This is a genomic window from Herpetosiphon sp., assembly GCF_003512625.1.
GTDB lineage: Bacteria > Chloroflexota > Chloroflexia > Chloroflexales > Herpetosiphonaceae > Herpetosiphon > Herpetosiphon aurantiacus.
In genome coordinates this window covers 1-13,997 of the sequence record NZ_DOPT01000064.1, presented here as the reverse complement: position 1 = coordinate 13,997, position 13,997 = coordinate 1, and the positions used below count along the sequence as shown (strand labels likewise).

Sequence of the window (13,997 nt, the reverse complement as noted above, 5' to 3'; positions counted from 1 at the left end):
ACAGGCATCCCTGTGTCCTTGTTGGGGAACCGAGCTAAGCGAGATTAAGCAGTCTTGCCGGCTGCGTGGCTCACTTCTTCAAGCGTGAGCTTATGAACAAGCAGGTATTCGTAGGCACTGACGGCGGCGCGAACGCCATCGCCAATCGCAATTAACACTTGTTCACCAAGAACACTGTTGCTCACATCGCCAGCGGCAAAAATACCGTGGCAGGGCGAGCTATTATATTCATCGACAATCACAAAGCCATCTTCATCGAGCACATCGACGTTGCCATTGTTCAGGAAGCCAGTATTTGGCTGAATGCCAATATCGACAAATAGCCGATCAACCGGAATATGCTGCAACGATGTGCCGCGTTCAATCACAATCTGCTTGACCGAATTGATCCCCACGACATCGCGGATGGTGGCTTGGGGAATGATTGTGACATTGGGCATGCGCCGAATGGCATCGACTAAAGGCACTTCTGGCAAATCTTCATCTGGGCTGACCCAATAGATATGGTTCGAGCCTAAGACGATTTCGGCGACCCCGCGAATTGTACGCGGAGTTACGCCATAGACCGCCACCCGTTGGCCTTGGGTTTGATGGGCAAAGGTTGTGATTGAATAGCCCAAGCCCACTCCGAACAAATGTTGAATACCTGGTAAGGGCAAGCGATTGGGAGCTGCACCGCTGGCAACTACAACCGAACGGGCATAGCGTTCGCCGTATTGTTGGGTATCAACCACAAACATGCTATTAGTTTTGCGCAGCCCGACAACCCGATCATTAATGTGGGCGACCGACGATTGGTGATTCGAAAGCTGGCTAATCAGCCGTTCCACTAGATCGTGTCCGGGCAGAACGTTGATCGTGCCGTTGACGGTACGGTTATGCGCCCAGCCAGCTTTGCCGCCGAGGTCGGCGTAAATCATCAGCGTGCGTAATTGCTTGTTTTGGGCATAAAATGCCGCAGCCAATGCCGATGGTCCGCCGCCAATGATCAAAATATCGTACACGATACTCATGGTCGCGCTCCTATTCGACGATTAGCGCTGTAACCATCCCAAACATGCCGTGTTCACTTTCGGCGTGTGACAAAATGTGGCAGTGGAAGGCCCAGACACCTGGGTCAGTACAATCGACAATTACATCCCAGCGTTCGCCTGGCGCGACGTTGAGCGTATCGCACATGTATGGTTGGGGTAAGTTCCAGCCATCTTTGGCAAAAACCAACTGGGGCAAGCCGTGCAAGTGCATTGGGTGAATCATCAAGCCTTCGTTCATATAGCGAATGCGAATTTTTTGCCCCAATTTGGCAGTCAATGGTTGGGTGGCTGGGAAGCCTTTGCCGTTGATCGTGAAACCTTGGGCGGTATCATTCAGCACCAAAATAAATTCTTTGTCCGATGCAGGATCTTTGCTCTTATCTTTTGGCTCAACGATAAATGGCCCAAGCAAGCCCATTGAAACTTGTTTGGTCGAGTTATGGTGCGAGTGATACATATGCGAGCCAGAGTTGCGCACCGTAAACTCATAGGTATAGGTTGAGCCAGGTGTGATTGGTGGCTGAGTGATAAATGGCACACCATCTTGATTGTTGGGCACATACAAACCGTGCCAGTGAACGGCGGTGCTTTCATCAAGGTTATTAGTGACCAAAATCTTCACTTTGTCGCCTTCAGTGACGCGAATTTCTGGTCCAGGCAATTGACCATTATAGGTCCAAGCTTCAAGTTTGCGGCCTGGTTCAACTTCCCACATGGTTTTTTCGCAGGTCAATTCAAAAACTTTTACATCGCCTTCCATGCGATATTCGAGGGGCTGCATGCTCAGGCCTTCGGTTTTAGCTGGGAACAGCTTAACCCCGGCTTCATGCATCTTATCCATTTCTTCCCATGCTTTTAGCCCGCTGTCGGTGGTAGGAGTTCCAGCATTGCCAGTGCTATTATGGCCACCATTGCTATGATCGGTGCCTGCGGCAGCGGTCGTGGCACTTGCTGGTGGTACGGTTGCTGGCTCAACAGTTAGCGCACTTTCGCGGCCACATGCGACCATGGTTCCTGCGGCTGCCGCCATCCCTGTCCAGCGCAAGAAGCTGCGGCGCGAGGTTGGGGCATTTAATACTTGTTCGATAGGTTGTTGTTCGTTGCGATCCATGATCGTGTGTCCCCCTAAATTACACGGTATATCGTCCTTGATATGGATGTAGTGTACTTGCCAATGCCCAGCCCAAACTATAAGATTTGTCTACCGTTCGTTGTTGTTTGGCTACTTTTGTTGTGTTTGGGGATTGGTTGTTGGGGATCGGGGGGCTGAGGTCAATATAGATCAGATGCAAGCGATCAGGATTCAAGGGTCAGGGAGATGTTAACCGCGAAGAACGCGAAGATCACAGAAGATCTATCGCTTTACACGATATGCTGCTGACCCCTGACCCCTAACAACTGCATCCTTGCTTACGACCGTTCGAATGGATCAATCATGTATGTGATGCCATAAAGGATTAACAAAATGACGATGGAACTAAACATTATTAGGCGCATGGTCGAGCGAAAACCGCGTGGGTCGGCGATAATCTGTGGAATAAGATAGATAAGTAAGCCTACGAATGCTGCAATCAATAATCCATTCACGGCTATGACCCACGCCTTATATTTGATGGTTTGGCGGCAAGCTGGGCATTTGATTTGAAACGGATTGGTGCTCATCAGGAAGGTGTTTAAACCGATTGGTGCTTGGCAGCGCGGGCATGATTTGTTAGCCATATGGTTCTCTCTCAACTAAGTGGCGATAGCGCTATCCTACCATAGACTAGCAGTTATAGGCAAATAACCATTGTTTGGGGAAAAGAATATAGAACATCGAGCAAAGAACATAGAGGCTGGGGATCGGGATTTAACGCAGAAAATAAGGATGAGCGATGAAATGAATGGCGATAGGATGAGGGCTATGGGCTATCGGAGTATGTTTCGTGTAATTCGTGCTCTTCGTGTCCTTTGTGGTTAAAGAAAATGCCCCAACACCACCCAAAATTAGGTGATGCTGGGGCATGATTCCTTCTCAAGAGGAAAAGTTTAGAGTGGTTGGCCGCGTTCGGCAGCTTGTTCGACCGCCCGTACCAAGAAGATTGGCCGTTGGCTGCTGCGAATGAGCTTGGTTGCTACGCTGCCCATCCACATGCGACTGAAGCCACTGCGTCCATGGGTTGCCATAACGATCATGCTGGCAACTGCTTCTTGGGCAATTTCGTCGATCATTTCGGCGGGTGTGCCGCTCACGACGAGATGGCGGAGACGTAGCCGTGGCGTTTGCAACGATTGTTCAAGCTGTTGCAAATATTTCTGGGCTTGATCACGGGCTTGAGCTTTTTCGCCAGCACTCCACATTGGCACAAGTCCCGATTCGATCAAACCAGGATCGTCGATGCCCGGGGTGACACTCAGCAAGACTAGTTCAGCACTATGGGCCTCGGCTAGTTGGCTGGCCAAGGGCAAAGCTTGTTCAGCAATGGCTGAGCCGTCGAGTGGCACAACAATCGTGCGCAATTCTGGCGGAATTTTAAAGGTTTCGACTTTGCGTTCATCGCCATGGATGACCAAAATTGGCACTGGCGTAGCTTGGACTAATTTTTCCGCGATGCTACCGAGTACCCAACGCCCAAGCCCACTGCGACCATGACTGGCGAGCACAATTTCGCGCACGCTATTTTGTTCGGTCGCAAATTGGACAATTGCATGAGCTGGCTCGCCATCAAGCACGGTTGTTCGTACCGCTAAGCCTTGTTGCTCATAACGAGCTTTAAGTTCATCAAGGTAGGTTTGGGCGGCTTGACGTTCGTCGGCTAACCATTGACGGCTATCAACGGCGCTTGGCACTGGCCATTCGTAAGCCGGAACCAGCGGTGGATAGCCAATCACCCGAACTAAATGCAAAACACTGCTGTTGCGGCGAGCTAAAACCACCGCATAATCCAAAGCTTGTTCCGCTAACAGTGAACCATCAAGTGGAATCAACATTTGGCGTTCCATAACCAATCCTCCTTTGGATTGGAGAGCGACATTGCTCTCAACAAGGTGATCAAGTTCACCGAGTAGGGGGGCTAACGAGCTAGGTTTTTCCAAATATGAAGTGATTGGCAAGTTGCGTAGGCGTTGCCGCATGCTTGGGGAGCTACCCGAAGCGACCACGGCAATGGCTGTTGATGGTTGCTCTTCGCAAAGTTGTTCGAGTAAGCGCAACCCATGCAGCCGATATGGCGCGGGGTCAATCACGACTAGGTTGGGGCTATGAGCCTGAACACTAGCCCAATCAGCTTGTTTAACAATATTGACTTGGACGTTCTGGCCCCAACGCCGCTGAAATCGCGCGGCAGTTGTTTGGGCTGAACCTTGATCTGGGTCAATGATCACGATTGAGTAGCTCATGGCCTGCTATCCTTGTTATCACTGTAGATAGTGTAGAACGGATAGCCTGTCAATCGGGTTAAGAGAGGATAACCAAATGGTGTTAAAATCCTTACCAATAGCAAAAGCCACGTTTCGCCATTGAATCGTGGCGGCTTGAGTGTTCAGTTTGCGGTTTAGAGCAACACGCTGTAGGCGCGTTCGATATCAACTTGGTTGTTAATATCGGTTAGGGTCTCGCTTGGAATGGCTTCATCAACCGTGAGCACCATAATTGCTGTGCCGCGTGGGCTTGAGCGACCAACGTGCATCGCCGAAATGTTGATATCAGCCGTGCCCAGCAATGTGCCAATCCGCCCGATAAAGCCAGGCCGATCTTGGTGGAAGGTGAATAACATCGAGCTGGTTGGCACCAAATCGAGCCAAAATTCGTTGATTTGGACGATGTGAGCCTCGCCACGTACCACCGTTCCGCCGAAGGTATGCACCACACCATCGCTGGTGGTCACCACCAATTGCAACAATTCGGTGTAGGTTTCAGCATCGGGGCGATGAGTTTCGTTGATGGTTAAGCCGCGTTCGCGAGCCAAGAATGGCGCATTAACCGGAGTAACCCGACCTTCTGAGCCGCCTTCGAGCAAGCCTTGCAAAACGGCTAACTTAATTGGTTCGCTGGTCAGGCCTGCCAAAGCACCGTTGTAGACAATTTGATACGATTGGGCTGGCAGATCGACCAATTGAGTGCTGAGCCGCGCTAATTTGCGGCCAAGATCGAGATATGGCCCAACGATTGCCCACTCTTCTGGCGCAACAAACGGTGCGTTGACTGCATAGCGTGGTGATCGCCCAGCCAATACATCAACAATCCCTTCGGCCACATCGGCGGCGGTCAAGGCTTGAGCTTCTTCGGTTGAAGCGCCTAAGTGCGGCAGGACAATCGCTTTGGGGTGGGTAACGATGGGGCCAGTTGGTGGCTCTTTGGCAAATACGTCGAGGGCTGCGCCGCCAAGATGGCCTGATTCCAAAGCTTCGAACAAGGCTTCTTCATCGATCACGCCACCACGGGCACAATTGATGATATAGCTGCCTTTTTTCATTTGGCTCAGGCGTTGGGCATCGAACAAATTGCGCGTAGCATCGATCAATGGAATGTGCAATGAAATAACATCAGCGCGGCTGGTTAATTCATCAAGCGTTACTGGGGTCACACCAAGTTGGGCTGCACGTTCAGCATTGATAATTGGGTCGTAGGCGATAATATTCATTTCCAAGGCGCGGGCGCGACGAGCAACTTCTGAGGCAATTCGGCCAAAGCCGACCAAGCCTAAAGTTTTGCCGCGTACTTCCCAACCGCCATATTTGCTGCGTTCCCATTTGCCATTTTGCAAGGCAGTGTGGGCTTGGGGAATGTTACGAGCAAGACCAATCATCAAACCAATCGTCAGTTCAGCGACTGCAATACTGTTTGATGCTGGAGCATTGACCACCAAAATTCCTTGCTGATTGGCGGCGGCCAAATCGATGTTGTCAACACCCGTCCCGGCGCGGCCAACAACTCGAAGTTTGGTGCCTGCGGCAAGCACTTTAGCGGTAACTTTGGTTTGCGAACGCACGATCAAGGCATCGTACTGTGGCAAAGCCTCCAACAGGGTTTCTGGTGTAAGATCAAGACGAACATCAACCTCGGCGACCTCTTTAAGCGCCGCAAGGCCTTCGGCACCAATCTTCTCCGTGACCAGGATACGATCCATGAGGTAGTTACTCCTGTGGTAGTAAACAAAAAAGGGCAGATGGACACGCTCTGCCGCTGCCAGCACTGGCTGATGGGAGTTTTGTGTATTGTATCACAAGCCACAAACCACGCTGTTGGCGCAATGTATCGGCCAATGTATCTCGCGGTGTATGTGCTACCACTTGCGCCGATTTATACTGCTTGCATCAACACAAGGAGCGAGCAATATGAACCACCCAACGATTCAAAAAGATACTGGTGCTTGGATCGCCTTTACCTGGATTTCGTTCTTCATTTCGATTGTGGCGTTGCTTTTGGGCATTTATCATGCGCCAGTCGATATTTGGGTCAAGAGCTTTTTGGCGGTTGCTGCCTTGTTTGCGATTGGTAGCACCTTCACCTTGGCCAAAACCATTCGCGATAACTCGGAAGCCAGCAAAATGATTAATCGTTATGCCGATGCCAAAACCGAGCAAATTATCTCTAATTATGAGATTCGCGCTTCAGTCTAATGAAAGTCAAAAGTCAGAGGGTAAAAGTCAAAAGGGATCAGGATTCAGCGATCAGGGGCTAGATGTTAACGCAGCGGCGCAGAGAATGGATGGCGATGGGCTATCGGCGATTGATCAATTGTTTGTTCCCTCACCCCCTAGCCCCCTCTCCCGCACGCGAGGCGAGGGGGAACTATCCCAGCATGACCAGTGGAATGCCCCTCGCCCGCCGCAGTGGGAGAGGGGTTGGGGTGAGGGAACCCAATTCGCTGTCGATTATATGAACTGTTCTACATTGTATAGATCTTCATAGCACTCGTGGTTAAAATTGGCCCCTGATCCCTAGGGTGCAAACTCCTGCTGATAAATTGCTTGAACTTTGTTCAAAACTGCGTGGGCTTGCTGCGCTGCGGGAAGTGCCGTCGGCTTACCTTTATTGATAAAACTACCACTTGGAAATTGCTGCTGATTGAAGGCAGTGTTATACAAACGTTCAGCGCCATTACTAGGATGTTTAAACAACAAGCCATGAAAAGGTCGCAGCCACCAAGGCAAGCCATTATTGGTTTTGAGCGAGCCGCGATTACCCCCAGGACAAACACTGTAGAGTTTAATGCCTTCTTTTTCTAGCTGTGGCGCAAGCGCTTGGTTCCAGAGCGAAAGTGCTAATTTGGATGTTGCATATGGCCCAAAGAGCTTTTTGAAGCTTTGCGGTCGTTCAAGTTGAGCGATCTCCAGTTTCCGAAGTGCTAACAGCACATTCGATGAGGTATTAATGATCGTTTTGTTCTGGCCGCGTAACAGCAATTCTTTCAGCTCCATGGCGATGATATACGGCACGACGCTCTGCAATTCGAAGCTCAATTCGCGCCCTTGCGGCGAAAAAACTAGTTGCTCAGTTGCCCTTCCAGCATTGTTGAACAACAAATCGAGGCTGGTTTCTTGCTGTTTAATTGTTTGTAAGGCCGCACGAAGCTGAGTAAAATCGCTGATTTCGGCTTGATAGCTGCGGAGTTTACCCGCAGTTTGGGCCGCTTGAAGAATTGGCTCGTTCGTGGGAAACTGTGAACGGATTAAACCAATCACTGCCCAGCCTTCGCCGAGCAGCCGTTTGGTCAGTTCGAGTCCAATACCTGAGTTCGCTCCGGTGATCAAGGCGGTTTTTGGTGGCGATTGGCTTGGCATAGATGCTCCATTGATTTATTTTATAGAACGCTATAAAATAAATTTACTGGATGTTTTAGCGAATGTCAAATTTTACTAGTGATCGATAGATAATTATGCAAACAACCCGACCGCGAGGCCGACCGCGTACTTTTGATCGGCAAGCAGCGCTTGATGCGGCGATGGAATTATTTTGGCGACATGGTTACGAAGGCACATCGATTGCCGATTTGACGGCGGCGATGGGCTTTACGCCGCCGACCTTGTATGCAGCTTTTGGCTCAAAAGAAGATTTGTATCGTGAGGTGATTCAGCATTTTTTACTGCGCAGCGAGCGCCAACGCATGGAAGCAGCGCTGAATCAAACCAGTGCCTATGCCATGTTGCGTTACTATTTGTATGCTGCGGCTGAAAGTTTTACCGACCCCAGCACGCCAGCGGGCTGTATGGTGGCGACGGCAGCCTTACAATGTGCGGTCGAAAATCAACCAATAGTTCAAGAAGTGGCGCGAATTCGACATCAGATGTTTATTGGGTTTGTTGAGCGGCTTGATGTTGCGAAACGGAATCAGGAATTACCTGAAACGATTGATTCGCTGGCATTAGCCAATTTCTACACCGCGATTGTGCAGGGTATGTCGGTGCAAGCAATCGATGGGGCCAGCAGCGCCGATTTGATTGCAGTGGCCGATCTTGCGCTGAGTGCATGGCCAGGTGAAAAGTCAGAAGGCAAAAGTCAAAAGGCAAAAGTACAAAGGGATCAGGATTCAGGGATCAGGGGCTAGATTTTAATGTAGTGGCGTAGAGGGGATTTAGGGATCAGGGGCTAGTAATTAGGAATCAGGATTGGTGCTTGGGCTAGCTAATTCAAATCTGATCCCTAGCCCCTGACTTCTTACCCCTCACCCTTCGTGGATCAAAACTCAATCTCTGTTCTTCAATATGCTATACTTGGGGCGTGTCTGTAGGAGACTGAACCGTGTCAACAAGTATTGCTTTTGCCCTCTTTTTTGTCTTGCTTAGCCCCATTTTGACTGCGATTTTGCTGCGGTTTCTGCGCACCCGCCTAAGTGCTTTGCCGTTCTATTCGATTGCTGGAGTGCTTTTCGGGCTGGCGGCAGTTGCAGCGATTTGGCTGGTCAGTCAGCATCAAGCCAATGTTCAGCTTGGCAGTTTGGTGCTTATCCAACAGCAAGGTATCGATTTGGAAGTGCCGCCTGAGGCCGAACCAACCGCTATGCCAACCCAAGTATTACCAACCTTGGCGGCTACTGCAACCCGTTTAGCTCCAACCGCGACAACCCGCCCAAGCGCAACACCAACCGCTGAACCAACCGCAACCACTGAAGCTACCGCTGAACCAACCGCAACCAGCGAGCCAAGCGCTACGCCAACTGCCGAACGCCGTACCTACACGGTTGAAGATGGCGACACGTTACGCTCAATTGCTGAAGCCTTTGATGTAACGATTGCTGAATTGCTCGAAGCCAATGATCTCACGCCGCAACAAGCTGATCAGCTTCAGCCAGGCGATGTGTTGATTATTCCTTAGTGAGGTTTTGTGCGCATTATTGGCTTATTGCTGGGCTTGTGCTGCTTGGTTGGTTGTGCATCCGCTGCGCCAAATCCCACAGCTAGCCCAGCTGTGGCAATTGCTACCCCAACGACTCTTAGCATAACCGCAACGGCTCATACTCCAACTCCGATTAGCTTAACCGCTACGCCGATGGCTTTGGCCTTGACGTGGCAATCCTACACAGTTTATCGGGCTGAGGCTGGCGATAGTTTGGACTCAATTGCTGAACGTGGGGCTAGCTTCCCCTTATTTATTAGCCGTTACAATCGACTGAATCGCCCAATTGGGGCGGGCCAGTTGTTGATTGTGCCACGTTTGGAAAGCGATCAGCCGAATAGTTTGCCCTCAACTCCTAGGTTGATTAGCCGTGGGTTTACCAGCCAAGCATGGGTTGGACTAAGCTGTGATCTACGTTCGGCAGCCGCACCAATCGAACCTCTATTAAAAACCCTTGCTAGCCAATCGATTACCATGACTTTTTTTCTGGATGCCGCTTGGATTGAGCAAAACCCGCAGGCTTTGCAAGAACTCGCTACGGCTGACCATGAACTGGCGAGTGGCGTGGCACTTGAGCAAATTGAGCCTGAAATAGTAGCCCAAGCGTTGAATCAAACCGAAACTGCCTTGACCAACCAACTTGGCATGGATGCCTCGGTGCGCCCCTATTTGCGAATTTGGCAGCAACCGAGTAGCCAAGCCTTGGCTGAACTTGCCGCCCAAAACGGCTATTTGCTGCTCGATAACGCCCAAGAACGCGATGCATTGGCATTGACTGAGGATGTAATTCAGCCTGAGCAAGCGGCGACGTATCGTGGGGAATTGCTTGTGCTTGATTGTGCTGACCCTGCGCTGGCCGAAGCCTTGCCGTTAATCATTGAGCGCTTGCAGCAAGCTGGTTTGCAGCTGCGCAGTATTGCGGAAGTGATGCAGCCATGAGTTTGTTGTTGGCGCTGTTGCCGTTGTTTGGCTTGGCACTCGTGGCTGATGGCTTAGTTGCCGCCAAGCGTTGGCAAGTGGCTTTGGCGTGGTTGGTTGGGTTGGCGAGTGTGCTTAGCCCGAACCTAGCGCTTTCCGCTTTAGCTTTATTACTAGTTGGCAGTTTGCTTGGCCAAACCTGGGCGCAACGCTTAAGTGGCGTTGCATCGGCGTTGGGCCTTGCTTGGCTCGGCTTAAATGCTGAAAGTTGGTCGTGGCAAGCTGCGAGTGTGGCGGTTCAGCTCAACTCAATCCATATTGGCCTGATTCTTTTAGGTGCTGCTTTGGCGTTTGGTTGCTGGCCATGGCCTGAGCAGGCAACGCCGCCTGCTAGCACATTGGCCTTAGCCAACCTTACAATTGTGTTGCGCTTGTATAGCCTTGTGCCCTTGGATTGGGCTTGGACGGCGGTCGCGGCACTAATTGGATCTGGCTCGGCGCTCTGGTTTGCTTGGCAATTGTTGCCCCCGCAAGCTTTAGAGCAACGTCGCCGTTTGGGTGCTCAAGTGCTGTGGTGTTTGGTGCTGGCTGCTAGTTTGCTAGCCAGTGAAGCCGGAATCGCGGCGACATGGGCCTTAGCCTTGGTGGCATGTTTGGCGCATCCGTTGTTGCAACAATACAGCAATGTGGCAAGCCTCGTTCCCTTGTGGATGTCGCTCTGGCTGACGGCGGCGGCTAGTTTAGCTGGCGGTTTGGCCTTATTGAGTTGGTTATGCTGGCTGATGCTCATGCTGCTGACCCTGAGCACGTTCCGCTTGCCACCCCAAATTTCGCGCTGGCAATGGCCCTTGATGGCGCTGCAACTGGCGGCTGGTTTGGGCATGCCATTCTTGCTAGAATTGTTGCTCAAGCCGGTTTGGCGCGAGCTAGGGGCAGGCTTGACGGTCTTTGGGCGGCTCGATATTGCACCGTGGACAGGCTTAGCGACGCGCAATCCTGGCTCGCAGGTGGTGGCAACCTTGCCTTCGGTGGTGCTCGCAGGTTTGTTGCTCGTTGGCATTGCCATCAGCTATTTGGCCCATCGTTGGCGCAGCCATATGACCAATGCCGACCGTGAGCCGTTGCGTGAGCAAACCGTTTGGCAATTGGTGCGGCGTGGCTTGCCATGGGGGAGCAAATCACGCGATGAGTAGCGAAGCATGGCGTTTGGGCGTGGCGGGCCAGTGGCAGCGTTTGTTGCTCTACCCTGGTGGCTTGAGTGCGCTGGTGATGGTTAGTTTAGGTTGGTTGGTTTGGCGTTGGCTGAGCCCGCGCCAAAATCCGGTTGGAACCGAGCATCCGTTTGATTGGTTGCTCGTGCCATTGCCATTGTTGGCGCTGAGCCTCTGGCCCTTTGCTGAATCGAGCGAACTGCGGGCGACGCTTGATCTGTTGAGTTATTGGTTGTTGCTCGATGCGCCGTTGCTCTGGGCGATTGGCCAAGATTGGCGTAATGGAGCCTTGGCTGGCTTACGGGCGGCGCGTTGGTTGGTTGGTTTGATTACTGGCTGGCCGCTGCTGGGCTTGGTTGGCTGGATCATTGCCAGTTTGCATGGTGGGTTATTGCCCAATGATCTGTTGATTTTGGGCGAGGGTTGGCTTGGTTGGCTGGCATTAGCACTCTGGTTGGCTGGCTTGTTGCCTTATCTCCAACTTGGTGCTTGGGAAACTGCACCAACCCAAGGGGCGTTGGCTTGGGCCTTGGGGGCACGCCGTTTGGGCCATTTGGCACTGCTGGCTTGGCTGTTGCAAGCCCAATTTAAGTTGGCTTGGCTTGGCTCAATTTGGGGGTTTGGCGCTTTGTTATTGGGTTTGTGGTTGCTGCTGCTCGGCTTGACCTCTTGGTTACGGCGCTATTCGCAGGCCCAAGTTGGGGCATGGCTGTGGAGCGGAGCACTGGTTGGATTGCTAGGCTTTGGCTTGAGCAGTTGGCTCAATCGCTAAACCCCAATATAAACTAGTTTGTTTGATGTGATAGCGTTGAATGCCTGCTGCTTGCAGCATTGATTGAATTTCGCTGCTGCGCCAGGCGCGTAGCACTGATAGCGGGCCATCATGCTTGCCAAGGCTGGTCAGCGGGCCTAATCCAACCAACCGCGCACCCCAATAGCCCAACCAACTGCGCTGAAGATCAACAATTACAATGCCACGGCGAGCCACCCGTTGTGCTTCACGCAACAGGCCAATCACTTGATCGCTGCTGCAATGATGCAGCATTTGAGCACAAAAAACAATGTCGATGCTTTGATTGGCGAATGGCAACGCTTGGCCTGCACCAATCAAGGCTTGCTGATTGCTAGCAACAATTGTGCGATTAAGATCAAGGCTGAACGTTTGTAATAATTGGCTTTGCTGCTGGCTCGCTGCTTGGAGCCAACGCCCAATTTGTCCATTGCCCGCCCCAAGATCGAGCAAACTCGTGTGGTTTTGCAAGAATGGCTGCAACAAGCGCCAACCTAAGCGATAACCGCCGCTCAAACGATAAAGCCAAGCCATTTCGGCCAAGTTAGCCGTCAATTCAGGATGCTCGGTTAATGTGTCGAGCAACTCAACTGCTTGTGAACGTTGGGGAATCCAAGCCATATTGTTCCTTGTGTGCTATCAATTAATTGCCGACCCTCGGTATAATACCGCCTGATGCATTGTTCTGGTGCATTGCTATTGATGGAATGATTATGCGTTTGCAGCGTTCTTGGCTCAGCTTTGCGATTCTTTTTGGCCTGATGGGTTTGGGCTTGGGGCTGCGACTCGCTGCGTGGCATTGGCATGAATTTCGGCCACTGGGCGGCGATGAGCGCGAATATTTGGATTTGGCAATTGCCTTGGCCCAAGGCAAAGAATACTACGATTTGCAATTTATGCGGCCACCGTTGTTTCCCTTGGGCTTAGCCGCGCTGGTTTGGCTGGTCGATGGAGATTTGCAGGGCTTGCGGCTGATTAATGCGCTGATCAGCACCGCCACGATTCCCTTGGTTTGGTGGTGGGCACGGCTGTTGCTACGCCGCAACGATTTGGCTTTGATCGCCGCTGGCTTGACTGCTGGTTCATTTACCTTGGCCTTGAATGCCACCGAATTGCTCAGCGAAACTGTCACCTTGGCAGGCTTGATGCTGGTGTTTGGTTTGTTGATGTTGGCCTTGCGCCGCCCACAATTGCGTTGGAGTATTGCCGCTGGCGTGGCGATTGCGCTGGTTAGTTTAATTCGCTCGGTGGCCTTGCCGTTGTTGCCATTAGCCTTATTGTTACTTTGGCGTAGCGATAATCCACGGCGCTGGCGGCAGATGCTCGGTTTGCTGGCCGCAACGCTGCTGACGCTTGCTCCATGGACAATTCGCAACGCCCTGACCTATGATGGCTTTATTCTGATTGATACGACTGGTCAGGAAAATCTCTGGCTGGATAACGATCCACGTGGCCGCGATCTGGTTAAAGCTGAGTTATATGCAATGGGCGATGCGCGGATTGAGCGCAGCCAATTGGCCTCACAACAAGGAATCGCGGCGATAACCCAGAACCCTGATTGGTTTTTTGCCAAGGTTGGACGCGAATTTTGGCATAGTTGGGGCTTAGAGCATAGCGACGATTTGCTGGCGCGACGAGCGATTTGGCGACCAGCTAGCGAAGTTTGGTTGCGCTTGATCTTGGGTGATGCTTGGTGGTTGTTGCTGATTGGTTTGGGCTTGGCTGGT

General features: G+C 51.7%; 14 protein-coding genes. 7 read left to right on the top strand and 7 right to left on the bottom strand.

All coding sequences use genetic code 11. From position 1 onward, the window contains the following. Positions 1–44: 44 nt before the first annotated feature. The 5 genes from DEF47_RS14795 to serA form a co-directional block, all read right to left on the bottom strand. Positions 45–1,013 carry an NAD(P)/FAD-dependent oxidoreductase gene (locus tag DEF47_RS14795; protein ID WP_012188635.1) on the bottom strand — a complete coding sequence of 323 codons (969 nt, stop codon included), beginning with the start codon at positions 1,011–1,013 and terminating at the stop codon, positions 45–47. A gap of 10 nt (positions 1,014–1,023) precedes the next feature. Then, positions 1,024–2,145: a copper oxidase gene (locus DEF47_RS14790; protein ID WP_012188636.1), complete on the bottom strand. Its 1,122-nt coding sequence runs from the start codon at positions 2,143–2,145 to the stop codon at positions 1,024–1,026. Positions 2,146–2,444: 299 nt separating this feature from the next. Then, on the bottom strand, positions 2,445–2,753 hold the full coding sequence (locus tag DEF47_RS14785) for a hypothetical protein (RefSeq protein ID WP_012188637.1): 309 nt from the start codon (positions 2,751–2,753) through the stop codon (positions 2,445–2,447). 309 nt (positions 2,754–3,062) lie between these two features. After that, positions 3,063–4,412 (bottom strand): universal stress protein, encoded by a 1,350-nt coding sequence (locus DEF47_RS14780; protein WP_012188638.1) that lies wholly within the window; start codon positions 4,410–4,412, stop codon positions 3,063–3,065. A gap of 155 nt (positions 4,413–4,567) precedes the next feature. After that, positions 4,568–6,142, bottom strand: a complete 1,575-nt coding sequence (gene serA / locus DEF47_RS14775) for a phosphoglycerate dehydrogenase (protein WP_012188639.1) — start codon at positions 6,140–6,142, stop codon at positions 4,568–4,570. Between the two features lie 208 nt (positions 6,143–6,350). On the opposite strand from serA, the gene DEF47_RS14770 reads away from it, so the two are divergent. After that, positions 6,351–6,635: a YiaA/YiaB family inner membrane protein gene (locus DEF47_RS14770; protein WP_012188640.1), complete on the top strand. Its 285-nt coding sequence runs from the start codon at positions 6,351–6,353 to the stop codon at positions 6,633–6,635. Between the two features lie 321 nt (positions 6,636–6,956). Here the strand turns inward: DEF47_RS14770 and DEF47_RS14765 are convergent, their stop codons facing one another. Further along, the gene (locus DEF47_RS14765) at positions 6,957–7,799 is read right to left on the bottom strand and encodes an SDR family NAD(P)-dependent oxidoreductase (protein ID WP_012188641.1); all 843 of its coding nucleotides are present in this window, start codon (positions 7,797–7,799) and stop codon (positions 6,957–6,959) included. Between the two features lie 95 nt (positions 7,800–7,894). On the opposite strand from DEF47_RS14765, the gene DEF47_RS14760 reads away from it, so the two are divergent. The 5 genes from DEF47_RS14760 (at position 7,895) to DEF47_RS14740 (ending at position 12,252) form a co-directional block, all read left to right on the top strand. Then, complete coding sequence (locus DEF47_RS14760; protein WP_012188642.1) at positions 7,895–8,563, top strand: TetR/AcrR family transcriptional regulator; 669 nt, start codon at positions 7,895–7,897, stop codon at positions 8,561–8,563. A gap of 194 nt (positions 8,564–8,757) precedes the next feature. After that, positions 8,758–9,330, top strand: a complete 573-nt coding sequence (locus tag DEF47_RS14755) for a LysM peptidoglycan-binding domain-containing protein (RefSeq protein WP_012188643.1) — start codon at positions 8,758–8,760, stop codon at positions 9,328–9,330. Positions 9,331–9,339: 9 nt separating this feature from the next. Further along, the gene (locus DEF47_RS14750) at positions 9,340–10,290 is read left to right on the top strand and encodes a polysaccharide deacetylase family protein (protein ID WP_012188644.1); all 951 of its coding nucleotides are present in this window, start codon (positions 9,340–9,342) and stop codon (positions 10,288–10,290) included. After that, positions 10,287–11,462, top strand: coding sequence for a hypothetical protein (locus tag DEF47_RS14745; RefSeq protein ID WP_012188645.1), 1,176 nt, complete (start codon positions 10,287–10,289; stop codon positions 11,460–11,462). The genes DEF47_RS14750 and DEF47_RS14745 overlap by 4 nt, the downstream gene beginning before the upstream one ends. Then, complete coding sequence (locus DEF47_RS14740) at positions 11,455–12,252, top strand: hypothetical protein (protein WP_012188646.1); 798 nt, start codon at positions 11,455–11,457, stop codon at positions 12,250–12,252. Before DEF47_RS14745 ends, DEF47_RS14740 begins: the two co-directional genes overlap by 8 nt. Here DEF47_RS14740 and DEF47_RS14735 read toward each other — a convergent pair. Beyond that, complete coding sequence (locus tag DEF47_RS14735) at positions 12,217–12,891, bottom strand: methyltransferase domain-containing protein (RefSeq protein WP_012188647.1); 675 nt, start codon at positions 12,889–12,891, stop codon at positions 12,217–12,219. The two genes, DEF47_RS14740 and DEF47_RS14735, sit on opposite strands and share 36 nt — an antisense overlap. Positions 12,892–12,983: 92 nt before the next feature. On the opposite strand from DEF47_RS14735, the gene DEF47_RS14730 reads away from it, so the two are divergent. Beyond that, the coding region (locus tag DEF47_RS14730; protein WP_287045208.1) for an ArnT family glycosyltransferase at positions 12,984–13,997 on the top strand (1,014 nt) is incomplete at its 3' end.

Coding starts and splice junctions, on each gene's coding strand:
- DEF47_RS14795 (WP_012188635.1), bottom strand. CDS start 1,013: ATGAGTATCGTGTACGATATTTTGATCATTGGCGGCGGACCATCGGCA.
- DEF47_RS14785 (WP_012188637.1), bottom strand. CDS start 2,753: ATGGCTAACAAATCATGCCCGCGCTGCCAAGCACCAATCGGTTTAAAC.
- DEF47_RS14745 (WP_012188645.1), top strand. CDS start 10,287: ATGAGTTTGTTGTTGGCGCTGTTGCCGTTGTTTGGCTTGGCACTCGTG.
- DEF47_RS14780 (WP_012188638.1), bottom strand. CDS start 4,412: ATGAGCTACTCAATCGTGATCATTGACCCAGATCAAGGTTCAGCCCAA.
- DEF47_RS14760 (WP_012188642.1), top strand. CDS start 7,895: ATGCAAACAACCCGACCGCGAGGCCGACCGCGTACTTTTGATCGGCAA.
- serA (WP_012188639.1), bottom strand. CDS start 6,142: ATGGATCGTATCCTGGTCACGGAGAAGATTGGTGCCGAAGGCCTTGCG.
- DEF47_RS14765 (WP_012188641.1), bottom strand. CDS start 7,799: ATGCCAAGCCAATCGCCACCAAAAACCGCCTTGATCACCGGAGCGAAC.
- DEF47_RS14790 (WP_012188636.1), bottom strand. CDS start 2,145: ATGGATCGCAACGAACAACAACCTATCGAACAAGTATTAAATGCCCCA.
- DEF47_RS14770 (WP_012188640.1), top strand. CDS start 6,351: ATGAACCACCCAACGATTCAAAAAGATACTGGTGCTTGGATCGCCTTT.
- DEF47_RS14735 (WP_012188647.1), bottom strand. CDS start 12,891: ATGGCTTGGATTCCCCAACGTTCACAAGCAGTTGAGTTGCTCGACACA.
- DEF47_RS14740 (WP_012188646.1), top strand. CDS start 11,455: ATGAGTAGCGAAGCATGGCGTTTGGGCGTGGCGGGCCAGTGGCAGCGT.